This is a genomic window from Azospirillum isscasi (assembly GCF_030849505.1).
Classification (GTDB): Bacteria; Pseudomonadota; Alphaproteobacteria; order Azospirillales; family Azospirillaceae; genus Azospirillum; species Azospirillum isscasi.
The window spans coordinates 1-21,166 of record NZ_JAUJFI010000105.1 but is presented as its reverse complement, the minus strand read 5'-3'; the positions used below and the strand labels follow the sequence as shown (position 1 = coordinate 21,166).

21 protein-coding genes are annotated in these 21,166 nt (G+C 68.5%); 13 read left to right on the top strand and 8 right to left on the bottom strand.

Going from position 1 to position 21,166, the window contains the following annotated elements:
• The 11 genes from QSG27_RS19145 to phoB all read left to right on the top strand — a co-directional run.
• Window positions 1–596: HAD-IC family P-type ATPase (locus QSG27_RS19145; protein WP_306708922.1), on the top strand; the 596-nt coding region annotated here is incomplete at its 5' end.
• Window positions 550–687: a cbb3-type cytochrome oxidase assembly protein CcoS gene (gene ccoS, locus QSG27_RS19140; RefSeq protein ID WP_306708921.1), complete on the top strand. Its 138-nt coding sequence runs from the start codon at window positions 550–552 to the stop codon at window positions 685–687. The genes QSG27_RS19145 and ccoS, both read left to right, overlap by 47 nt.
• Before the next feature lie 195 nt (window positions 688–882).
• Window positions 883–1,545, top strand: coding sequence for a Crp/Fnr family transcriptional regulator (locus QSG27_RS19135; RefSeq protein ID WP_306708920.1), 663 nt, complete (start codon window positions 883–885; stop codon window positions 1,543–1,545).
• A gap of 233 nt (window positions 1,546–1,778) precedes the next feature.
• Window positions 1,779–4,049 (top strand): NADP-dependent malic enzyme, encoded by a 2,271-nt coding sequence (locus QSG27_RS19130; RefSeq protein WP_306708918.1) that lies wholly within the window; start codon window positions 1,779–1,781, stop codon window positions 4,047–4,049.
• 171 nt (window positions 4,050–4,220) lie between these two features.
• Window positions 4,221–5,750: an ATP-binding protein gene (locus QSG27_RS19125; protein ID WP_306708916.1), complete on the top strand. Its 1,530-nt coding sequence runs from the start codon at window positions 4,221–4,223 to the stop codon at window positions 5,748–5,750.
• 193 nt (window positions 5,751–5,943) lie between these two features.
• Complete coding sequence (locus QSG27_RS19120; RefSeq protein ID WP_306708914.1) at window positions 5,944–6,987, top strand: PstS family phosphate ABC transporter substrate-binding protein; 1,044 nt, start codon at window positions 5,944–5,946, stop codon at window positions 6,985–6,987.
• Window positions 6,988–7,080: 93 nt separating this feature from the next.
• A complete protein-coding gene (gene pstC, locus QSG27_RS19115) occupies window positions 7,081–8,463 on the top strand; it encodes a phosphate ABC transporter permease subunit PstC (protein WP_306708912.1) in 1,383 nt (460 codons plus the stop codon).
• Entirely contained in the window at window positions 8,456–9,754 is a 1,299-nt protein-coding gene (pstA, locus tag QSG27_RS19110; RefSeq protein WP_407653247.1) for a phosphate ABC transporter permease PstA, read from the top strand. The genes pstC and pstA overlap by 8 nt, the downstream gene beginning before the upstream one ends.
• Window positions 9,755–9,791: 37 nt before the next feature.
• Window positions 9,792–10,580 carry a phosphate ABC transporter ATP-binding protein PstB gene (pstB, locus tag QSG27_RS19105; RefSeq protein WP_306708924.1) on the top strand — a complete coding sequence of 263 codons (789 nt, stop codon included), beginning with the start codon at window positions 9,792–9,794 and terminating at the stop codon, window positions 10,578–10,580.
• Window positions 10,581–10,623: 43 nt separating this feature from the next.
• Window positions 10,624–11,424 (top strand): phosphate signaling complex protein PhoU, encoded by an 801-nt coding sequence (phoU, locus tag QSG27_RS19100; protein WP_306708908.1) that lies wholly within the window; start codon window positions 10,624–10,626, stop codon window positions 11,422–11,424.
• 31 nt (window positions 11,425–11,455) lie between these two features.
• On the top strand, window positions 11,456–12,160 hold the full coding sequence (phoB, locus tag QSG27_RS19095; RefSeq protein WP_306708907.1) for a phosphate regulon transcriptional regulator PhoB: 705 nt from the start codon (window positions 11,456–11,458) through the stop codon (window positions 12,158–12,160).
• A 207-nt stretch (window positions 12,161–12,367) separates the two neighbouring features.
• Here phoB and QSG27_RS19090 read toward each other — a convergent pair whose 3' ends face one another.
• The 7 genes from QSG27_RS19090 to coaBC form a co-directional block, all read right to left on the bottom strand.
• The gene (locus tag QSG27_RS19090) at window positions 12,368–12,625 is read right to left on the bottom strand and encodes a hypothetical protein (RefSeq protein WP_306708905.1); all 258 of its coding nucleotides are present in this window, start codon (window positions 12,623–12,625) and stop codon (window positions 12,368–12,370) included.
• Window positions 12,626–12,630: 5 nt separating this feature from the next.
• Entirely contained in the window at window positions 12,631–13,068 is a 438-nt protein-coding gene (locus QSG27_RS19085) for a DsrE family protein (protein ID WP_306708903.1), read from the bottom strand.
• A 25-nt stretch (window positions 13,069–13,093) separates the two neighbouring features.
• Window positions 13,094–13,882 (bottom strand): HesA/MoeB/ThiF family protein, encoded by a 789-nt coding sequence (locus QSG27_RS19080; protein WP_306708901.1) that lies wholly within the window; start codon window positions 13,880–13,882, stop codon window positions 13,094–13,096.
• Window positions 13,883–13,944: 62 nt separating this feature from the next.
• Complete coding sequence (locus QSG27_RS19075) at window positions 13,945–14,754, bottom strand: hypothetical protein (protein WP_306708899.1); 810 nt, start codon at window positions 14,752–14,754, stop codon at window positions 13,945–13,947.
• Window positions 14,755–15,232: 478 nt separating this feature from the next.
• Complete coding sequence (cysK, locus tag QSG27_RS19070; protein WP_306708897.1) at window positions 15,233–16,192, bottom strand: cysteine synthase A; 960 nt, start codon at window positions 16,190–16,192, stop codon at window positions 15,233–15,235.
• Between the two features lie 75 nt (window positions 16,193–16,267).
• Window positions 16,268–16,723, bottom strand: coding sequence for an RrF2 family transcriptional regulator (locus QSG27_RS19065; RefSeq protein WP_306708895.1), 456 nt, complete (start codon window positions 16,721–16,723; stop codon window positions 16,268–16,270).
• Entirely contained in the window at window positions 16,723–17,991 is a 1,269-nt protein-coding gene (gene coaBC, locus QSG27_RS19060; RefSeq protein WP_306708893.1) for a bifunctional phosphopantothenoylcysteine decarboxylase/phosphopantothenate--cysteine ligase CoaBC, read from the bottom strand. The genes QSG27_RS19065 and coaBC overlap by 1 nt, the downstream gene beginning before the upstream one ends.
• Window positions 17,992–18,270: 279 nt before the next feature.
• Here coaBC and QSG27_RS19055 point away from each other — a divergent pair, with 279 nt between their 5' ends.
• Window positions 18,271–19,740 carry a sigma-54-dependent transcriptional regulator gene (locus QSG27_RS19055; protein WP_306708891.1) on the top strand — a complete coding sequence of 490 codons (1,470 nt, stop codon included), beginning with the start codon at window positions 18,271–18,273 and terminating at the stop codon, window positions 19,738–19,740.
• A 368-nt stretch (window positions 19,741–20,108) separates the two neighbouring features.
• The gene (locus QSG27_RS19050; RefSeq protein WP_149468008.1) at window positions 20,109–20,318 is read left to right on the top strand and encodes a cold-shock protein; all 210 of its coding nucleotides are present in this window, start codon (window positions 20,109–20,111) and stop codon (window positions 20,316–20,318) included.
• 7 nt (window positions 20,319–20,325) lie between these two features.
• On the opposite strand, the gene QSG27_RS19045 is transcribed toward QSG27_RS19050, so the two are convergent.
• A partial coding sequence (locus QSG27_RS19045) for a response regulator (protein ID WP_306708889.1) occupies window positions 20,326–21,166 on the bottom strand: 841 nt, incomplete at its 5' end.

The following is a 21,166-nucleotide window of genomic DNA, read 5'->3' as shown; positions in this document are numbered from 1 at the left end:
CGCGGGGCCTGGACGTGCGGCTGCTGTCCGGCGACCGCCGCGGCGCGGTGGCCGCCGTGGCCGCGCAACTGGGCATCGAGGACTGGCGCGCCGGCCAGACGCCCGCCGAAAAGACCGCCGTTCTGGACGGGCTCGCCGCCGAGGGCCGCAAGGTGCTGATGGTCGGCGACGGGCTGAACGACGCCCCGGCGCTGGCCGCGGCCAGCGTGTCGATGTCGCCCTCCACCGCGGTGGACGTCAGCCAGACCGCCGCCGACGTGGTGTTTCAGGGCCGCCGCCTGCGCCCCATCCTGGAGGCGTTCGAGGTGTCCCGCCGTTCCGGGCGGCTGGTGCGCCAGAATTTCGCCATCGCGCTGGTCTACAACCTGATCGCGGTGCCGGTCGCCATTTCGGGCATGCTGACGCCGCTTCTGGCCGCGCTGGCCATGTCCTCCTCCTCTCTGATCGTTATCGCCAACGCGCTCCGGCTCAGCCGCGGCGCGGTGACCAAGGACCTGACCGATGACCGAGCTTCTCTATCTGATCGCGATCGCGCTGAGCCTGGGGCTGATGGGCCTGGGGGCGTTCCTGTGGGCTCTGAAGTCCGGGCAGTTTGACGATCTCGACGGGGCGGCCCACCGCATCCTGTTCGACGACGAGCCGCCGCGCCCGAGCGCCGAGCCGTCCGCCCCGCCGAAGGGGCGCTGAGGGGCCGCGCATAAGGGCATCCGTATGGCAATTCGGCAACGGCCCGTGCGAGCACCGTTGCGAAACAGACCGATTATGACGATTATGGGCGCGATGTACGGCTAAGGGCTGGGTCATGCCATGCCACCCTTCGACATGGGACGCGCCCGCGAAAAGGGCGCGGCGAATGAGATGAATCCCTGCGGGGCCTGTCCCGTGCGCAGCCTGACCGTCTGTGCCGCCCTGGACCCCGAGGAACTGCGCCGTCTCGCCGACATCCTCCAGACCGCGCGTGTCGAAGCCGGCCAGACGCTGTTCAGCGAAGGCGACGCGGCGGACGCCCTCTACAACGTCACCGCCGGCACCGTGAAGCTTTACAAGCTGCTGCCGGACGGGCGCCGGCAGATCACCGGATTCCTGGTCACCGGCGACTTCCTGGGGCTGGCCGTCAACGAGAGCTACGCCTACACCGCGGAAACCGTGACCACGGCGACTCTCTGCCGCTTCCCGCGCAAGAAGATCGACGCGCTGATGGACGAGTTCCCGAAGATGCAGCGCCGCCTCTTCTCCATGGCCTCCAACGAACTGGCGGCGGCGCAGGACCAGATGCTCCTGCTGGGCCGCAAGACGGCGAAGGAGAAGATCTGCTCCTTCCTGCTGATGCTGTCCCAGCGCGCCGCCCGGCGCGGGCACAAGGAAAACCCTGTCTATGTGCCGATGAGCCGGGCCGACATCGCCGATTATCTGGGCCTGACCACCGAGACGGTCAGCCGCACCTTCACGCAGCTGAAGACCGCCGGGGTCATCTCGCTGCAGGAAGGCAACAAGGTGCTCATCAGCGACATGGACGCCATCTACGACATGGCCGAGGGCTGCTGAGCCTCTTTTCGGACACGAAACGATTGCTTCGGCGTTTTTCGTGGTCTGATATGTCGCATATCGGGCAAAATTCGCATCTTTCGTGCGATCCGGCTCTGGCGGGCGGCGCCCGCGCGGGCTAACATCCGCCGCCCGACCGGCCGGAACCAGGCAGAACAAGCACCAAGCACAACAAGGCCGGCCGGCCCAAAAAAGAACGGCTGCGACAGCCTCCCCTCAGGAACCGAACCCCGATGACCGAACCCGATACAAAGCGCGTCACCGACGAAGAAGCCCTTCTGCTGCACTCCTCCGGGCGTCCGGGCAAGCTGGAGATCTCGCCCACCAAGCCGCTGACGACCCAGCGCGACCTGTCGCTGGCCTATTCGCCGGGCGTGGCCGTTCCCTGCCTGCGCATCGCGGAAGACCCCAGCACGGCCTACGACTACACGGCCAAGGGCAACATCGTCGCCGTCATCTCCAACGGCACGGCGGTGCTGGGTCTGGGCGACCTGGGCGCGCTCGCGTCCAAGCCGGTGATGGAGGGCAAGGCGGTCCTCTTCAAGCGCTTCGCCGACGTGGACGGCATCGACCTGGAGGTCGACACCAAGAACGTGGACGAGTTCGTCAACTGCGTCCGCTTCCTGGGGCCGAGCTTCGGCGGCATCAACCTGGAGGACATCAAGGCGCCGGACTGCTTCATCATCGAGGAGCGCCTGCGCGAGCTGCTGGACATCCCCGTCTTCCACGACGACCAGCACGGCACCGCGATCATCGCCGCCGCCGGCCTGATCAACGCCTGCGACATCACCGGGCGGAACATCCGGGACGTGAAGATGGTGGTCAACGGCGCCGGTGCGGCGGGCATCGCCTGCGCCGAGCTGTTCACCACCATGGGCGTGCCGCGCGAGAACATCACGCTGTGCGACACCAAGGGCGTGGTCTACCGGGGCCGCACCGACGGCATGAACCAGTGGAAGTCGTCCTTCGCGGTGGAGACGGACAAGCGCACGCTCCAGGAGGCGGTCGCCGGTTCGGACGTGTTCGTCGGCCTGTCGGCCAAGGGCGCGATGACGCCGGAGATGGTCAAGTCGATGGCGGCGAAGCCGATCATCTTCGCGCTGGCCAACCCCGATCCGGAAATCACCCCGGAGGAGGTGAAGGCCGTCCGCTCCGACGCCATCGTGGCGACGGGCCGCTCCGACTACCCGAACCAGGTCAACAACGTCCTGGGCTTCCCCTACCTGTTCCGCGGCGCGCTGGACGTGCGGGCCACCACCATCAACGAGGCGATGAAGGTCGCCGCCGCCAAGGCGCTGGCCGCGCTGGCGCGCGAGGACGTGCCGGACGAGGTGGACGCCGCCTATTCGGGCCGCCGCCTGCGCTACGGGCCGGAATACATCATCCCGGTGCCCTTCGACCCGCGTCTGATCGTGACGGTCCCCGCCGCGGTGGCCCAGGCCGCCATGGAAACCGGCGTGGCGCGCAAGCCCATCGTCGATCTGGCGGGCTACAAGAATTCGTTGCGCACCCGTCTCGACCCCACGGCGGACAGCCTCCAGCTCATCCTGGAGAAGGTGAAGGCCAACCCGCGCCGCGTCGTCTTCGCCGAGGGCGAGGAGGAGCGGACGATCCGCGCGGCGCTCGCCTACCGCGCCGCCGGCTTCGGCACGCCGGTGCTGATCGGCCGCGAGGAGGTCATCAAGGAGCAGCTCGCCGCGATGGGCCAGTCCGGCGTCTCGCTGGAAATCCACAACGCCCGCATCTCCGACGCCAACCGCCGCTACAGCGACTATCTGTACCGCCGGATGCAGCGCAAGGGTGCCCTGCTGCGCGACTGCCAGCGCATGGTGAACCAGGACCGCAACGTCTTCGCCGCGCTGATGGTGGCGCAGGGCGACGCGCACGCCATGGTGACCGGCATCACCCGCACCTTCGGCGTGGCCTTCGAGGAGATCCGCCGGGTCATCGACGCCAAGGCGAACGAGCCGGTCTTCGGCCTGCACGTTTTCCTGACGCGCAACCGCACGGTGCTGATCGCCGACACCACGGTGCATGTCCGGCCGAACGGCCAGACCCTGGCCGACATCGCCATCGGTGCCGCGGCCAAGGCGCGCCAGATGGGGCATGAGCCGCGGGTGGCGCTGCTGTCCTTCTCCAACTTCGGCCAGCACCCGCACCCGAACACCGACCCGCTGCGCGAGGCCATCGAGATCCTCGACAAGCGCCGCGTCGATTTCGAGTATGACGGGGAGATGTCGGCGGACGTGGCGCTGGACTACCAGCTCATGAAGCGGGTCTACCCGTTCTGCCGCCTGTCGGGTCCGGCCAACGTGCTGATCATGCCGGGCCTGCATTCGGCCAACATCACGGCCAAGCTGCTGAACAAGATGGCCGGCGGCCAGATGATCGGCCCGCTGCTGATCGGCTTGGACAAGCCGGCGCAGATCGTCACCATGGGCGCCTCGGTCAACGATCTGGTCACCGCGGCGGCGCTGGCGGCCCACGACTCGCTGCCCTGGTAAGCGGGGGAGCGCTCTTCGGACGACGCGCGGGCCGGGCGATGATCCCGGCCCGCGCGTCGGCTTTTTCCGCGCGTTAATCTTTTGTGACGCCCGCTCATCGGCTTGCGGGATGGTGTAAAAGCGGAGTTCCGTCCCCGAAACCGTCCGTCCGACGCACGGAAAGCGCCGATCATGCCCGCAAAGCCGATGCCGCCCCTCCGGTTGATCCTTGCCGCCGCCCTTGTGCTGGTGCCGCTGCTGCCGGCCCTGTGGTGGCTGTGGCGGCAGGGGACAATCGGACCGCTGGTGGCGGTTCTGGGCGGTCTGGCCGGGCTGGGCGGGGTGGCGCTGATGCTCCAGGTCTATTTCCGCGACCTGCGGACGGTGGCCGACCACGCCGCACGGCTCGCCGCCGGCCCGGCGGAGCCGCTTCCACCCCTGCCCGTCACGGCCTCCGGCCCGGTGCGGGCGGCGGCGGCGGCGGGGGTGCGGCTGCACCGGGTCATGGGCGCCCGCACCGAACTGGCGCTGACCCAGCTCGAAGCCAACGAATCGATCATCGAGGCGCTGCACGACCCGCTGGTCCTGGTGGGAGGGGCGGAGCGCCAAGTGGTGCGGGCCAACCAGGCGGCGCGCGCCCTGTTCGGCGACCGCATCCTGGACCGCGACCTCGCGGCCTCGCTGCGCAATCCGGCGGTTCTGGAGGCGGTGGACGCGGTGCTGAAGGGCGGCGCCTCCCGCATCCTGGAATTCAGCCTGCCGGTGCCGGTGGAGCGCATGTTCGAGGTGCGGGTGAAGCCCTTCCAGCGGCGCGCCCCCCGTCCGATCCCCGACGAGGACGGGCTGCTTCCCCCCGCCGGGGCGGGGACGGGGGCGGTGCCGGGGCGGATGGTCATCCTGACGCTGCACGACATCACCGCGCTGCGCCGGTCGGAGCAGATGCGCGCCGACTTCATCGCCAACGCCAGCCACGAGCTGCGCACGCCGCTGTCCTCGCTGCTGGGCTTCATCGAGACGCTGCGCGGCCCCGCCCGCGACGATCTGGAGGCGCACGACCGCTTCCTGTCGATCATGCAGGATCAGGCCAGCCGCATGGCCCGCCTCGTCAACGACCTGCTGTCGCTGTCGCGGATCGAGCTGGACGAGCACATGCCGCCCGCCGGGCGGGTCGATGTGCTGGACCGGCTGGACGGGGTGATGGCCGCGCTGGAGCTGAAGGCGGCAAGCCGCCGCATCCGCCTGGCGCTGGAGGCGCCGGACGGGCTGCCGGCGGTGGTCGGCGACGAGGACCAGCTCACCCAGGTCTTCCAGAACCTCGTCAGCAACGCGATCAAATACACGCGCGAGAACACCGACGTGACCGTCGCCGTCTCGCTCGCCGACGGCATGGCGGTGGGGGTGTCCGGCCCGGCGGGCCGCGGCGGGCGGGGGCTGCCGATGGTCGCCGTCGCGGTGCGCGACCAGGGGGAGGGCATCGCCCGCACCCATCTGCCGCGCCTGACCGAGCGCTTCTACCGCGTGGACGCCGCGCGGTCGCGGGCCATGGGCGGCACCGGGCTGGGGCTGGCCATCGTGAAGCACATCGTGAACCGCCACCGCGGGCGGCTGACCATCGAGAGCGCCGTCGGCGTGGGCAGCACCTTCACGGTCTATCTGCCCGCCGCGTCCGAAGAGGCGTCCGAAGGCGGCGCCGCCGCGGAGCCGGTGCGGCGCCAAGCCTAGAGGTTGCGGTTGCCCCGTCCGGCGTGACCGAAAGTGGGCGTCGTCATGAAACTGTCATAAAACCGTAATCAGCGAGTCGCGGACCCCGACTAGTGTCCGCCCCGCAAGCCGCCCGCCCCCTGGGGGAAGCGGCACGGGGTCGGACCAACGCGTTCCCCGGTAAAGAGGCAACCGGACCATCGGAGGGATCACCGTGAATTCCAAGAAGCTCGCCGTCACCGCCGCGGCGGTCGTCGCCATGACCGCCGCCTTCGCGGGGGCCGCGAACGCCCAGTCGCGCGACCAGATCCGCGCCGTCGGCTCCTCGACCGTGTTCCCGTTCACCACGGCGGTTGCCGAAGCGTTCGGCAAGGGCGGCAAGTTCAAGACCCCGGTCGTCGAATCGACCGGCACCGGCGGCGGTCTGAAGCTGTTCTGCGCGGGCGTCGGCCCGCAGCACCCGGACGTCGCCAACGCGTCCCGCCGCATCAAGAAGTCCGAGGTCGAGCAGTGCGCCGCCAACGGCGTCGCCCAGATCACCGAGCTGAAGATCGGCTACGACGGCATCGCGCTGGCTTATTCCAAGCAGGCCCCGCACACCGACCTGACCACCGAGATCCTGTGGAAGGCGCTGGCCAAGGAAGTGCCGGTGGACGGCAAGATGGTCGCCAACCCCTACAAGAAGTGGTCGGACATCGACGCCAAGCTGCCGAACAAGGAGATCGAGGTCCTCGGCCCGCCCCCGACGTCCGGCACCCGTGACAGCTTCAACGAGCTGGTGATGCTCGAAGGCTGCAAGAAGGTGGCCGCGGTGAAGACCATCGTCGCCGACGAGAAGGCCCGCGAGAAGGCTTGCCTGTCGATCCGCGAGGACGGCGGCTACGTCGAGGCCGGCGAGAACGACAACCTGATCGTCCAGAAGCTGACCGCCAACCCCGACGCCTTCGGCGTGTTCGGCTACAGCTTCTACGACCAGAACCGCGACAAGCTGCAGACCGCCAAGATGGACGGCGTCGAGCTGTCCCCGGAGACGGTCGCCTCGGGCAAGTACGAGGTCGCCCGCTCGCTGTACGTCTACGTGAAGAACGCCCACGCCGGCGTCGTCCCGGGCATCCGCGAGTTCGTCGCCGAGTTCACCTCGGAGCGCGCGATGGGCGAGGACGGCTATCTGGCCGACAAGGGTCTGATCTCCCTGCCGAAGGCGGAGCGCGACGCGGCCCGCACCTCGGCGACCAACCTGACCCCGCTCCAGCTCTGACCGGCTGACGGAACCGGCGGTCCTCCTGAGGGGGGCCGCCGGTTTCCCGTTTGTGGTAAGAGCCCGTTTTCAGCCCATTTCCGGCGGTTTCGCATGCAGCTCACGGTACTGCTCATCATTCTGGCCCTGCTCACAGTGATCGGTTACCAGATGGGCCGGTCGCGCGCCGTCGCCTCCGTCGGCGGCCGCATCGTCGAGCTTCATTCGGTGCCGTCCTACCACGGCTTCTACGTCGCGCTCTGGGCGGGGCTGCCGGCCCTGCTGCTCTTCGCCTTCTGGGGCGCGTCGGAAGGCTGGCTGGTCATGCAGATGGTCCTGGCCGGCCTGCCGGACCGTCTGGTCCAGGGCGACGCCCAGGCGATCGGCCTGCTGCGCGCCGACATCCTGAACCTCGCCCACGGCGTCACCACGGGCCGCGAGCCCGATCCGGAGGTGGTCGCCGCGGCGGAGCGCTATGTGCGGCTGCACGCGCTCGGCGACTGGAGCCTTCTGGTCATCGGCTGCTGCATCGCCATCGGCGGCCTGCTTTACGCCCGCGGCCGGATCGACCCCGACCTGCGCGCCCGCAACCGGGTGGAGCGCACCGCCAACATCGCGCTGGTCATCTGCTCGCTGGTCGCCATCCTGACCACCATCGGCATCGTGCTGTCGCTGCTGTTCGAGGCGATGCGCTTCTTCGCGGTGGTCAACCCGCTGGAGTTCCTGTTCGGCACGCACTGGAGCCCGCAGATGGCCATGCGCGCCGATCAGGTGGGGTCCAGCGGCTCCTTCGGCGCGATCCCGCTGTTCGCCGGCACGCTGCTGATCACCGGCATCGCCATGGCGGTGGCGGTTCCGGTCGGGCTGATGTCGGCCATCTTCATGTCGGAATACGCCAGCCCGGGCCTGCGCACCTGGCTGAAGCCGATCCTGGAGATCCTGGCCGGCATCCCGACCGTGGTCTACGGCTTCTTCGCCGCCCTGACCATGGCGCCCTTCGTGCGCAACGTCGGCGGCAGCCTGGGGCTGGACGTCAGCTCCGAATCGGCGCTGGCCGCGGGCATCGTGATGGGCGTGATGATCATCCCCTTCGTCAGCTCGCTGTCGGACGACGTGATCAACGCCGTGCCGCAATCCTTGCGCGACGGTTCCTACGGGCTGGGCGCCACCAAGTCGGAGACGATCCGTCTGGTCGTGCTGCCCGCCGCCCTGCCGGGCATCGTCGCCGCGGTCATGCTGGCGGTCAGCCGCGCCATCGGCGAGACGATGATCGTCACCATGGCCGCCGGCCTGACCGCCAACCTGACCGCCAACCCGCTGGACGCCGTGACCACCGTGACGACCCAGATCGCCACGCTGCTGGTCGGCGACCAGGAGTTCGACAGCCCCAAGACGCTGTCGGCCTTCGGGCTGGGCCTCGTCCTGTTCGCCGTGACCCTCACCCTCAACATGGTCGCCCTCCGGGTGGTCCAGAAGTATCGAGAGAAATATGACTGACCTCGTGGAACAGGATACGCGGGCCATGTCGATCGCCGTCACCAAGTCGCGCTACCAGAGCGAGGAGTTCTCCGCCCGGCTGCGCCGCCGCTACGCCGCGGAGCGCCGGTTCCGGATCGCCGGCATGCTCGCCGTCGGGATCGCCTCGCTGATGCTGGTGGTCCTGCTGGGCTCCATCGCCAGCAAGGGCTACTCGGCCTTCTGGCAGGCGCAGATCCGGCTGGAGGTGACCCTGGACAAGCAGCAGGTGGAGGAGCGGAACTACACCGCCATCCTGCGCCAGGCGCTCTACGCCCAGGTCCCCGCGGCCACCGACCGCGCCACCCGCCGGTCGCTGAACGACCTGCTGTCCTCCGGCGCGCCGTACGAGCTGGAGGCGATGGTCAATGCCAACCCGTCGATCGTCGGCACCACGCAGACGGTCTGGGTCCGCGCCGACGACGAGATCGACCAGTTCATGAAGGGCTTCATCCGGCGCGACGTGCCGGAGAGCGAGCGCCGGCTGAACGACGTCAAGATCGCCGCCATCGACGCGCTGGTCGCCAAGGGCTCCATCCAGAGCAGCTTCAACACCACCCTGTTCAGCGCCGGCGACAGCCGCGAGCCGGAACAGGCGGGCATCTGGGGCGCCATCGTCGGCTCCGCCCTGACGCTGGTGGTGACCATGCTGCTGTCGGTGCCGATCGGCGTCGCCGCCGCGGTCTATCTGGAGGAGTTCGCGCCGAAGAACCGCTGGACCGACCTGATCGAGGTGAACATCAACAACCTCGCCGCGGTGCCGTCGATCATCTTCGGCCTGCTCGGCCTGGCGGTGTTCCTCGGCTTCTTCGGGATGCCCCGCTCCGCCCCGCTGGTCGGCGGTCTGGTGATGGCGCTGATGACCCTGCCGGTCATCATCATCGCCTCGCGCGTCGCCCTGAAGGCGGTGCCGCCGTCGATCCGCGAGGCCGCTCTCGGCGTCGGCGCCTCGCCGCTCCAGACGGTCACGCACCACGTCCTGCCGCTGGCCCTGCCGGGCATCCTGACCGGCACCATCATCGGCATGGCCCGCGCGCTGGGCGAGACGGCACCGCTGCTGATGATCGGCATGGTCGCCTTCATCGTGGACATTCCGGGCGGCCTGACCGACAGCGCCACCGCCCTGCCGGTGCAGATCTACATGTGGGCGGACAGCCCCGAGCGGGCCTTCACGGAGCGCACCTCCGCGGCGATCCTGATCCTGCTCGCCTTCCTCATCCTGATGAACGGCCTGGCCGTCTTCCTGCGCAAGAAATTCGAGAGGCGTTGGTAACCCCATGAGCGTCCAGACCCACATCCCGGCCACGGCCATGGCCTCGCGTCCCGCCGCCGCCGGCACCCACGGCACCAAGATGGTCGCCCGCGACGTCAAGGTGTTCTACGGGGCCAAGCAGGCGCTCAAGGGCATCAACCTGGACATCCAGGAAAACCGCGTGATGGCCCTGATCGGCCCGTCCGGCTGCGGCAAGTCCACGTTTCTGCGCTGCCTGAACCGCATGAACGACACCATCGAGAACTGCCGCGTCGAGGGGCTGATCGCGCTGGACGGCGAGGACGTGTACGGCAAGAACATCGACGCCGTGCAGCTCCGCGCCCGCGTCGGCATGGTCTTCCAGAAGCCCAACCCGTTCCCGAAGTCGATCTACGACAACATCGCCTACGGCCCGCGCATCCACGGCATCGCCAGCCACCGCGACGAGATGGACGAGATCGTCCAGACCTCGCTGAAGCGCGCCGGCCTGTGGAACGAGGTGAAGGACCGCCTGCGCGAGCCGGGCACCGGCCTGTCCGGCGGCCAGCAGCAGCGCCTGTGCATCGCCCGCGCCATCGCCGTCAGCCCCGAGGTGATCCTGATGGACGAGCCCTGCTCGGCGCTCGACCCCATCGCGACCGCCCACATCGAGGAGCTGATCGACGAGCTGCGCGAGAACTACACGATCGTCATCGTCACCCACAACATGCAGCAGGCGGCCCGCGTCTCGCAGAAGACCGCCTTCTTCCATCTGGGCGACATGGTGGAGTGCGACGACACCGAGGAAATCTTCACCAACCCGCGGGACGAGCGCACCCAGGGCTACATCACCGGCCGCTACGGTTGATCCGAACAGCCTCCGAGATCTCCTTCAGCGAAGGACGTGAAGCATGAGCACCGAACACATCGTGCGTTCCTTCGCGCACGAACTTGAGCGCCTGTCCAATCTGATCACCCAGATGGGCGGCGTCGCCGAAGCGCAGGTGGACGCCGCCGTGAAGGCGGTGGCCCGCCGCGACGTCGCTCTGGCCGCCCAGGTCATGCAGGCCGACCAGCGCATCGACGCCTACGAGCGCGACATCGACGCCGAGGCCGTGCGGCTGCTCGCGCTCCGCCAGCCGCTGGCCCAGGATCTGCGCGAGATCGTGTCGGCGCTGAAGATCGCGTCGGACCTGGAGCGGATCGGCGACTACGCCTCCAACATCGCCAAGCGTTCGCTGGCGCTGGCCCAGGTGCCGGTGGTGCGCCCGGCGGTGGCCATCCCGCGCATGGGGCGGCTGGTCGAGTCGATCATGAAGGACGTGCTGGACGCCTACATCGAGCGCGATGTCCAGCGCGCCATCGCCGCCTGGGAGCGCGACGAGGAGCTGGACGACCTCTACACCAGCCTGTTCCGCGAGGTCCTGACCTACATGATGGAGGACCCGCGCAACATCACGCCCTGCACGCACCTGCTGTTCATGGCGAAGAACCTGGAGCGGATCGGCGACCACGCGACCAACATCGCCGAGACCATCCATTATCTGGTGGTCGGGACGACGCTGCGCGCCGAGCGCCCGAAGAGCGACGGCAGCAGCTTCGCCGTGGTGGAACCGGACGAGTCCGCCGCGGAGGCGCCGCAACGGGGGCCGCAACGGGGATTGCCGCGCGACGGCGGCCCGGATAACGATGGAGCGGGACATGCCGCGTGACGGCGAGACGCGCAGTGGGAGCGGGGCAAGCATGAATTCGGCGCTGAAGCCGCTCGTCCTCGTCGTTGAGGACGAAGCCGACATCGTGACGCTGCTGAAGTACAATCTGGAGAAGGAAGGCTTCCGCGTGAACGCCGCCAGCGACGGCGAGGAAGCCCTTCTGCTGGCCGGGGAGCAGACGCCGAACATCGTCCTGCTGGACTGGATGCTGCCGCTGATGTCGGGGCTGGAGGTCTGCCGCCAGATGCGCCGCAACAGCAAGATGCGCGACATCCCGATCATCATGCTGACCGCCCGCGGCGAGGAGGCGGACCGCGTGCGCGGCCTGAATTCCGGCGCCGACGACTACATCACCAAGCCCTTCTCCCCGACCGAGCTGGTCGCCCGCATGCGCGCCGTGCTCCGCCGCGCCGCGCCGGGCATGACGGACGAGACGCTCCAGTTCGCCGACGTGACCATGGATCTGGCCGCCCACCGGGTGCGCCGGAACGGGCGCGACGTGCATCTGGGGCCGACCGAATTCCGCCTGCTGCGCCATTTCATGCAGCATCCGGGGCGGGTCTTCTCGCGCGAGCAGCTTCTCGACGTGGTGTGGGGCCACGACGTCTATGTCGAGCCGCGCACCGTGGACGTGCACATCCGCCGCCTGCGCAAGGCGATGAACGAGGAGACGGAGATGGACCTGATCCGCACCGTCCGCTCGGCGGGCTACGCGCTGGACAGCAAGTCGGTGTGAGCGGCGGGATTCTTGGGGGACAACAGGGTCTTCACGGATTTCACGGATTTGGACACGGATTTCACGGATTTTTTCTCACTCGTGCGCAGCGCGTGCCGGATCGATCGGCCCGCGCCGGGCAAGCCCAAAGACATCCGTGTCATCCGTGCTTAAATCCGTGAAATCCGTGTGAATTTTGTTGTCCACCAGGAATCCGGAGACCGGCCCTCATCCCTCCAGCAACCCCGCCGCCTCCCGCAGAATCGCCACCTTCGGGCCGAAGCGTTTCGCCCGGTCGCTCTCCTCGATGAAGCCGATCATCACGCGCAGGGCATGGGCCACCCGCGGCGCCAGATCCGGGTGCGCCTTCACATGCTCCGCCAGATGGGCCAGCGCCTCCCGGTAGGGCCGGCCCTCGAAGCCTTCCGCGGCGATCGCCTCGAAACGGTTGGCCTGCTCGATCACCAGGCTGTGCTCGTCGGTCATGGCGCTCACACGAACAGGATTGCGCCGGTCTTCGGCGCGTCGTTCAGGAAGGTGACGACTCCGCCGGTCTTCACCGGCACGTCGGGGCGCAGCGGCGCGCCGGCGGGCAGGCCGAGCGCGCGCAGTCCCATCTCGCAGGCCATGACCGTGACCTTCAGCATCACGCAGGCTTCCAGAAGCTCCTCGAACCCGGCCAGCCCGTTGGCGGTGAAGAAGGCGTCGCGCTCCGCCGGGCGGCTGCCGTCGTCCGCCGCGTCCAGCCGGTGCCAGCCCGGTGCGCCGTCCGCATCCCCGGCCAACAAGGTGTTCAGCGCGCGGCCGGTGAAGAACAGCGTGACCTTGCGGTTGGTCGCCGCCGCGGCGCTGGCCATCACCAGGGCGTAGTGAACCCGGTCGAAGCCGCCCGCGAACAGGACGATGGACAGGTTTTCGGGACCTTCCATGGGTGGGAGCCTCTCAGCCGCCGCCTCAGTGGGCGGACAGGTCGTGGATGGTCGGGTGGGTGCCGCACAGCGGACAGTCGGGGTCGCGGCGCACCGTGATGCGCTGGAAGGAGGCGTGCAGCGTGTCCAGCATCATCAGGCTGCCCGACAGGCCCTCGCCGATGCCCAGGATCTCCTTCAGCACCTCGGTCGCCTGGAGCGAGCCGACGAAGCCGCCCAGAGCCCCCAGCACCCCGCCTTCGGAGCAGGAGGGCACCAGCCCGCGCGGCGGCGGTTCCGGGAACAGGCAGCGGTAGCAGGGGTGCGGGTCGCCCAGATGCGCCTTGAAGGTGGAAACCTGCCCGTCGAAGCGCAGGATCGCCGCCGACACCAGCGTCTTCCCCGCGAGATAGCAGGCGTCGTTCAGCAGGAAGCGCGTGGCGAAATTGTCCGACCCGTCGGCCACGATGTCGTAGCGCCCGATCAGGTCCAGCGCGTTGTCCTTCGTCAGGCGGGCCTTGTGAACCTCCACCGTCACGTCGGGGTTCAGCGCGCGGATGCGGGCGGCGGCGCTCTCCACCTTCGGCAGGCCCAGCGAGAACTCGTCGTGAATCACCTGCCGTTGCAGGTTGGACAGCTCCACCGTGTCGTCGTCGATGACGCCGATGGTGCCGACCCCCGCCGCGGCGAGGTAGAGCAGAAGCGGCGCGCCCAGCCCGCCGGCCCCGATGATCAGGACGCGGGCGCGCAGAAGCGCCTCCTGCCCGACGCCGCCGACCTCCGGCAGGATGATGTGGCGGGAATAGCGGTGAAGCTGGGTGTCGGTGAAATCCATGGCCGGCAGAATAGCGCGGAACGCCCCGTCCCGCGCAAGCCCCTAGGGCATGACGGGCGGCTTCAGGCGAGCAGGCTCATCTTGTAGGGGGTGGTCTTCGACGTTTTGGACGACTTGGACGCGTCCTCCGCCGCCCACTGCTTCAGCCGGGCCTCGCGCTCCCGCATGATCTTGTCGAACGGGCGTTCCTCGGTCGTTTCGGTCGCCTTGGCGACCTTCTGGACGAAGTTCAACTGATAGGGGATTTCTCCGACGACGTTCTTCGGCGGGACGATCACCAGCTCGTACTGGCCGGGATCGATCTTGAAGCTGGGCTTCTTCAGCATGTCCTCGCCCGCCTTCGTCGGGTCCATCGTGTCGCCGGAGGCCACCACCTTGCCCTCCTTGCTCATGACGGCCCAGCGCGTGTAGGGCAGGGACATGTTGCCGACGAACTCGCCGCCCTGGGCGACGGTCAGCGTGTGCTTCTGGACGCCGGTATCGTTGCCCAAGACGGCGCGCGCGGTGCCCTTCATCTGGGCGCCGGACCCCACCATCATGACGTTCTGGCGCTCGGTGATGTCCAGCGTGTATTCGCGGTTGTTCACGCCCTTCACGGCCTGGGAGATGACCGCGGTGTAGGTGCCGGGGGCGAGCTTCGCGCTGGTTTGCGCCGCCTCGTTCTTCGCCTTCGCCTCGGCGACGACCTTGTTGTTCTGGTCGACGATCTTGACGTTGGTGTTGAGGTCGGAGATTTTGAAATTGAATTCGCCGGTCTTCGACACCGTGAACTGGCGGTAATCGGTGGAAGCGAGCCGGGAGTCCAATTCGTTGGTGATGCCGCGGAACTGGAACCAGTTCATCGTCGAGGCATTCGGAACCGTGACGCCCATGGTGGCCTCCCCCCGCTTGTCCTGTGCCGCCGGCACTGCCGCGTCATCGGGCGCCGCCGCGAACCGGACCGGTGTTCGAAACGGCGGACCCATGCCGGCAAACGTCCGGGCGCCGACGTTCCAGATTACTAAAATCCAATCTTTCTGTCAAATTGCGCCCCGGACGCGGGGCGGGCACAAAGACCGGACGATCCCCACTCTACATCAGGATGCGCGTGCGCGCAATATTCGCCGCCCGGTTGCGCAAGGAGATTGCGGGGGGAAACCCCAGAGCCATCGCGTTTGAAGAGGACGTTCCCGTCGCACGACGCTTGTCGTCAGGAAACTTCGCGGTCAAGTGATTGAAAAGACTGAATTCCTTCCTTCGCGGGGGTTGCGGTGATCCTATGAATGGAACCCGGTCTCCGTGTGCATTTGCCCCGGAGGGAATCCCCTCTCCCACGTCCGCGAGCGGGCATGGGAGAGGGGGATGCCGGCCTTACTCCAGCCCTTCGAACAGGGCGGTGGAGAGGTAGCGCTCGGCGAAGGACGGCAGGATCACGACGATCAGCTTGCCCTCGTTCTCCGGACGGGAACCGACCTCCAGCGCCGCGGCCAGCGCGGCACCCGAGGAGATGCCGACCGGGATGCCTTCCAGCTTCGCCACCTTGCGGGCCGTCTCGAAGGCGCGTTGGTTGGAGATGCGGACGACCTCGTCGATCAGGTCCTTCTTCAGGACGTCCGGAACGAAGCCGGCGCCGATGCCCTGGATCTTGTGCGGGCCGGGCATGCCGCCGGACAGGACGGGGCTGTCCTCCGGCTCCACCGCGATGGTGCGGAAGCCGGGCTTGCGGGCCTTCAGCACCTCGGACACGCCGGTCAGCGTGCCGCCGGTGCCGACGCCGGAAATCAGGATGTCGGCCTGGCCGTCGGTGTCCTTCCAGATTTCCTCCGCCGTGGTGTTGCGGTGGATCTCCGGGTTGGCCGCGTTCTTGAACTGCTGGAGCATGTAGGCGTCCGGATCGGTGGCGACGATCTCGTCGGCCCGGCGGATGGCGCCCTTCATGCCCTCCGCCGCCGGGGTCAGCACCAGTTCGGCGCCCAGCAGCTTCAGCATCTTGCGGCGCTCGACCGACATGCTTTCCGGCATGGTCAGGATCAGCCGGTAGCCCTTGGCGGCGGCGACGAAGGCCAGGGCGATGCCGGTGTTGCCCGACGTCGGCTCGACCAGCGTGGTGCGGCCCGGCGTGATGGTGCCGGCGCGCTCCGCGGCGTCGATCATGGCGAAGCCGATCCGGTCCTTCACGCTGGCCAGCGGGTTGAAGAACTCCAGCTTGCCGACGATCTGGGCCTTGGCGCCCGCGTCCTCGGCCAGCCGATTGACGCGCACCAGCGGCGTGGCGCCGACGGTGTCGAGAATGCTGTCGTAGATTTTACCGCGAAACTCGGAACCCGGCATTTTTCACTCCTCCGGTGTGTGGTATTTTCCCACTTCCTATAGCATTCGTAGAATTTAACGGATTGCTGAGTGGGATTAAATCGTAAAATCGATCCGATCTTCGGTCTCGCTTTCCACCCCGGCGGTGCGGGCGCGCAGACAGAGATCCTCGATGGTGATGTGGTCGAGCTTCTTCATGCATTCCTCCTGAAGCTCGGTCCACAGCGGGCGCACCACCTTGTGCCCCAGGATGGAGCCCGCCGGTTCCTCGATGGGGTCGGTCGCCGTCTCCATGGAGCGGACGACCTTCACGATCTCGCCCAGCGTGATCCGCCGGCGCTCGCGGGCCAGCCGGTAGCCGCCGCGCGGCCCCCGCACGCCGGCCAGGACGCCGTCGCGGACGAGCTGCTGGAGGACCTGCTCCAGATAGCGCTTGGGGATGCCCTGGCGGCGGGTGATCTCGCCGGACTGCACGGGTTCCGTGCCCGCGTTGTAGGCGATGTCCAGCACCGCCTCGATCGCGAACATGAGCTTCTTGGAGATGCGGAGCATCATTTCGACTCCTGGGGGGCCGGGTTGAAAGGCTGGTTGCCGGAAGGCTGGCCGAAATGCAGGGCGATGGCGTCGGCCAGGCGGGCGGCCACGGCGTCCTTGCCCATGGTGGGCCAGTCCTCCACGCCGCCCGGACGGATCAGATGGACGGTGTTGTCGGCCCCGCCGAAGGTCGTGGTGCCCGGCGACACGTCGTTGGCGACGATCCAGTCGCAGCCCTTGCGGATGCGCTTGGCGACCGCGTACTCCACGACGCTGCCGGTTTCCGCGGCGAAGCCGACGACCAGCGCCGGGCGCCGGGACCCCGCCTGGGACAGCGTCGCCAGGATGTCGGGATTCTCGGTCAGGGTCAGGCTGGGCGGGCCGCCGCCGTCCTTCTTCAGCTTGCGGTCCGATTCGCCGGCCACGCGCCAGTCGGCGACGGCGGCGGCGCAGACCGCGATGTCCACGGGCAGGGCCGATTCGCAGGCCGCCAGCATCTCCCGCGCCGTCTCGATCGGGCGCACGGTGCAGCCGGGCGGATCGGGCAGGCGGGTCGGGCCGGTGACCAGCGTCACCTCGGCGCCCAGCCGCCGCAGCGCCTCCGCGATGGCGTGGCCCTGCTTCCCGGAGGAGCGGTTGGCGATGTAGCGCACCGGGTCGATGGGCTCCACCGTCGGGCCGCTGGTGACCAGGGCGCGCTTGCCGGCCAGCGGCCTGGGCGCGTCCCGCTCCTCGAAATGGGCGGCGATGGCCTGGACGATCTCCATCGGCTCCGCCATGCGCCCGAATCCGTATTCGCCGCAGGCCATCTCGCCCTTGTTCGGGCCGATCCGGCGCACGCCGCGCCTTTCCAGAAGCGCCATGTTGTCCCGCGTCGCCGGGTGTTCCCACATGCGCACGTTCATGGCCGGGGCGACCAGCACCGGCTTGTCGGTGGCCAGCAGCACGGTGGCCGCCAGATCGTCGGCCATGCCCGCGGCCATGCGGGCCAGCAGGTTGGCGGTGGCCGGGGCGACCACCAGCAGGTCGGCGTCGCGCGAAAGCTGGATGTGCCCCATCTCCGACTCGTCGGTCAGGGACCACAAATCCTGGTAGACGGTGTCCTCCGTCAGCGCCTGCACGGACAGGGGCGTGACGAACTGCGCCCCCGCCCGGGTCAGGACCGCGCGCACGCGCACGCCCCGCTCCTTCAGGCGGCGGATCAGTTCCAGGCTCTTGTAAGCCGCGATGCCGCCCGCGATGACGAGCAGGATGCGCTTGCCGGACAGAACGGATGTTTCGGCCACGGGATGCCGCCGCTCCTTGCGATGGATTTTGTAGAATTCAAATATTCCATCATGGTGCCGGGTACAAGCGTCCTTCGCACATCCTCACAGCGATTCCGGTGTGAAATGCATGGCGTGACAGGGGTGTGAAACCGGGAATGCGATATTTCGTTGCGCGACCGCATTCCGGGTCTTTCGCGCACCGCCTGTGATCGCGTAGAGTGCATTTTTAAGGATTTGCTGATAACCAGTTCAATCCGACCGCCGTCACCGTAATTTTCTTTTGAATCCATACGGTCCATGCCCGCGCGCTCCACGCCAATCCTGCTCGTCGAAGACACGCCGTCCCTGGCCCGCGTCTATGCGGAGTTCCTGAAGAAGGATTGCGCCGCGGTCACCACGGTGGAGACGGGGGCGGCGGCGCTGGAGCAGCTTGCCGACGGCGTGCCGCGGATCGTGCTGCTGGACCTTCAGCTCCCCGACATGCACGGGATGGACGTGCTGAAGCGGATCAGCGCCCAGGCGCTGCCCTGCGCGGTCATCATCATCACCGCCCACGGGTCGGTCGGCGTGGCGGTGGAGGCGATGCGCTACGGCGCCTATGATTTCCTGGTGAAGCCCTTCTCGGCGGAGCGGCTGACCGTCACCGTGCGCAACGCCATGGAGCGGCTGCGCCTCGCCCAGCTCGTGGACAGCTTCGAAAAGGACCTGGGGCGCAGCCGCTACCACGGTTTCCTCGGCTCCTCGCTGGCGATGCAGGCGGTCTACCGGATCATCGACAGCGCCGCCTCCTCCCGCGCGACGGTCTTCATCACCGGCGAATCGGGCACCGGCAAGGAGGTCTGCGCCGAGGCCATCCACCGGCAGAGCCCGCGGGCCGACCGCCCCTTCATCGCCATCAACTGCGGGGCCATCCCCAAGGACCTGATGGAGAGCGAGATCTTCGGCCACATGAAGGGCTCCTTCACCGGGGCGGTGGCCGACCGCGAGGGGGCCGCGGCGCGGGCCAACGGCGGCACCCTGTTCCTCGACGAGATTTGCGAGCTGGCCCCCGACCTCCAAACCAAGCTGCTGCGCTTCATCCAGACCGGCACCTTCACGCCCGTCGGCGGCAGCAAGCTGGAGAAGGTGGACCTGCGCATCATCTGCGCGACCAACCGCGATCCCCTGCGCGAGGTGGAGGAGGGACGCTTCCGCGAGGATCTCTACTACCGCCTGCACGTCATCCCCATCCACCTGCCGCCCCTGCGGGAGCGCGAGGACGACGTTCTGGAGATTTCCCGCCAGTTCCTGTCCGATTACGTGCGGGAGGAGGGCAAGGGCTTCGTCCGCTTCTCCCCGGCGGCGGAGCAGGCGCTGCGCACCTACCACTGGCCGGGCAACGTGCGGCAGGTGCAGAACGTCGTGCGCAACATCGTGGTGCTGCACGACGGCGACACGGTGACTCCGGCCATGCTGCCCGCCCCGCTCGGCACCCCGGCGGGAGCCGCCGCCAACGCGCCGCTTCCGGCCGGCGGCGGCGCCAACGGACATGTGGGCGGCCATACAGGCGGCCATACAGGCGGCCATGCGGGCGGCCACGGCCCGGCACCGGCCCACACGCCTTCTCCCAAGACGGTGAAGCCGCTGTGGGAGGTGGAGCGCGACGCCATCGAGGAGGCCATCGCCGCCTGCGACGGCAACATTCCGCGCGCCGCGGCCCTGCTGGAGATCAGCGCCTCCACCGTCTACCGCAAGCGCCTCGCCTGGCAGGCCGAAGGCAAACTCTGATATCCGGCCCGGCGGGGGAATGTCCCACGCTCCCGACCTAACGTTCCCGGCCCAAAGTTCCCGGTCGCGCCGAAGCATAGGCTTCGTGTGCGTTCAATTCACGCAAGACCATCGAAAGTCTTGCCGTGCCGAGACCTGCCGCCATCGGCTTATTTCCAAATGACCGGTTCGGCCACATTGGGCATATGCCGTGAAGCCGCCTTGCCGGTCCCGGCTTCGTCCGGCTAGCCTCCCCTCGCGTTTCTTTGCTTGCGCTTCCACGTGGCGCCACACCGGACCGCCGCACAAGACCATCATCCTTCGTCGGTCCCCTGCGCCCCGCGGCGCGGACCGGCGGCGGACCCCGACCGAGGAGCAGGAGTTCGTCCATGGCCACCGGCACCGTCAAATGGTTCAACACCACCAAGGGATATGGCTTCATCGCGCCGGAAGCCGGCGCCAAGGACGTGTTCGTGCACATCACGGCCGTGCAGAAGTCGGGCCTTCACGCCCTGTCCGAGGGCCAGCGCGTCCAGTTCGAGGTTGCGCGCGGCAACAATGGAAAGGACGCCGCGGTCAACATCAGCGTCATGGAGTGAAGCAACCTCATGACGTGATGTAGCCGCGGGTGCGGTACGCCTCCACGGCTTCCCGGGTGAGGCGGGGGATGTCGCGGCACAGCGCCGTCGCCTCGCCCACCGCGTTGTTCCGGCAGGCCAGCTCCAGCGCCCGGGCCGCCGCCGACAGGTCGCGGGCGCCGAAGGTCCCCGCGGTGCTCTTCAGCGTGTGGGCCTCCTTCGCCAGCCCGGCCAGATCGGCGCCGGCCACACCCGCACCGGCCACATCCGCACCGGCCACATCCGCACCGCCGCGGGCGATCCGCTCGGCCCGCTCCAGAGTCTCTTCGACGAACTGGCGGATCACGTCGGCCAGCAGTTCCGCGTCCAGATCCTGGGCGAGCTGGTGCAGAACCTCCATGTCCAGGACGTCCTCGTCCGGAGCGGCGGTTTGCGGAACCGCCGGGGCGGTGCGCAGCCAGCGGGCCACCGTGTCCAGCAGATGCGGACGGTCGATGGGCTTGGCGACATGGCCGTTCATCCCGGCGGCCAGGCAGCGTTCCCGGTCGCTGTCCATGGCGTCGGCGGTCATGGCGATGACCGGAACGGTGCCGGCGGGCGGTGGCAGGCCGCGCAGCCGGCGGGTGGCGGTCAACCCGTCCATCTCCGGCATGGCGAGATCCATCAGGACCAGCCCGTAGGGCGCCGGGCCGGAGGCCGCGGCCTCCACCGCCTCCAGCGCCTCCCGCCCGTTGCCGGCGATGTCGACCCGATAGCCGGCGCCGCGCAGCAGCAGGGCGGCGACCATCTGGTTCGTCGGGCTGTCCTCGGCCAGCAGAATCCGGCGGTCGGTTCCGGCGGCGGACGGGGCGGCGGACGGGGGGGCGGCG

What these genes read in the sequence shown, in the direction of transcription:
- ccoS (WP_306708921.1), top strand. Translation starts at nt 550, where the DNA reads ATGGGCCTGGGGGCGTTCCTGTGGGCTCTGAAGTCCGGGCAGTTTGAC.
- QSG27_RS19130 (WP_306708918.1), top strand. Translation starts at nt 1,779, where the DNA reads ATGACCGAACCCGATACAAAGCGCGTCACCGACGAAGAAGCCCTTCTG.
- QSG27_RS19125 (WP_306708916.1), top strand. Translation starts at nt 4,221, where the DNA reads ATGCCCGCAAAGCCGATGCCGCCCCTCCGGTTGATCCTTGCCGCCGCC.
- pstC (WP_306708912.1), top strand. Translation starts at nt 7,081, where the DNA reads ATGCAGCTCACGGTACTGCTCATCATTCTGGCCCTGCTCACAGTGATC.
- pstA (WP_407653247.1), top strand. Translation starts at nt 8,456, where the DNA reads ATGACTGACCTCGTGGAACAGGATACGCGGGCCATGTCGATCGCCGTC.
- pstB (WP_306708924.1), top strand. Translation starts at nt 9,792, where the DNA reads ATGGCCTCGCGTCCCGCCGCCGCCGGCACCCACGGCACCAAGATGGTC.
- phoU (WP_306708908.1), top strand. Translation starts at nt 10,624, where the DNA reads ATGAGCACCGAACACATCGTGCGTTCCTTCGCGCACGAACTTGAGCGC.
- phoB (WP_306708907.1), top strand. Translation starts at nt 11,456, where the DNA reads ATGAATTCGGCGCTGAAGCCGCTCGTCCTCGTCGTTGAGGACGAAGCC.
- QSG27_RS19090 (WP_306708905.1), bottom strand. Translation starts at nt 12,625, where the DNA reads ATGACCGACGAGCACAGCCTGGTGATCGAGCAGGCCAACCGTTTCGAG.
- QSG27_RS19085 (WP_306708903.1), bottom strand. Translation starts at nt 13,068, where the DNA reads ATGGAAGGTCCCGAAAACCTGTCCATCGTCCTGTTCGCGGGCGGCTTC.
- QSG27_RS19080 (WP_306708901.1), bottom strand. Translation starts at nt 13,882, where the DNA reads ATGGATTTCACCGACACCCAGCTTCACCGCTATTCCCGCCACATCATC.
- QSG27_RS19075 (WP_306708899.1), bottom strand. Translation starts at nt 14,754, where the DNA reads ATGGGCGTCACGGTTCCGAATGCCTCGACGATGAACTGGTTCCAGTTC.
- cysK (WP_306708897.1), bottom strand. Translation starts at nt 16,192, where the DNA reads ATGCCGGGTTCCGAGTTTCGCGGTAAAATCTACGACAGCATTCTCGAC.
- QSG27_RS19065 (WP_306708895.1), bottom strand. Translation starts at nt 16,723, where the DNA reads ATGCTCCGCATCTCCAAGAAGCTCATGTTCGCGATCGAGGCGGTGCTG.
- QSG27_RS19055 (WP_306708891.1), top strand. Translation starts at nt 18,271, where the DNA reads ATGCCCGCGCGCTCCACGCCAATCCTGCTCGTCGAAGACACGCCGTCC.
- QSG27_RS19050 (WP_149468008.1), top strand. Translation starts at nt 20,109, where the DNA reads ATGGCCACCGGCACCGTCAAATGGTTCAACACCACCAAGGGATATGGC.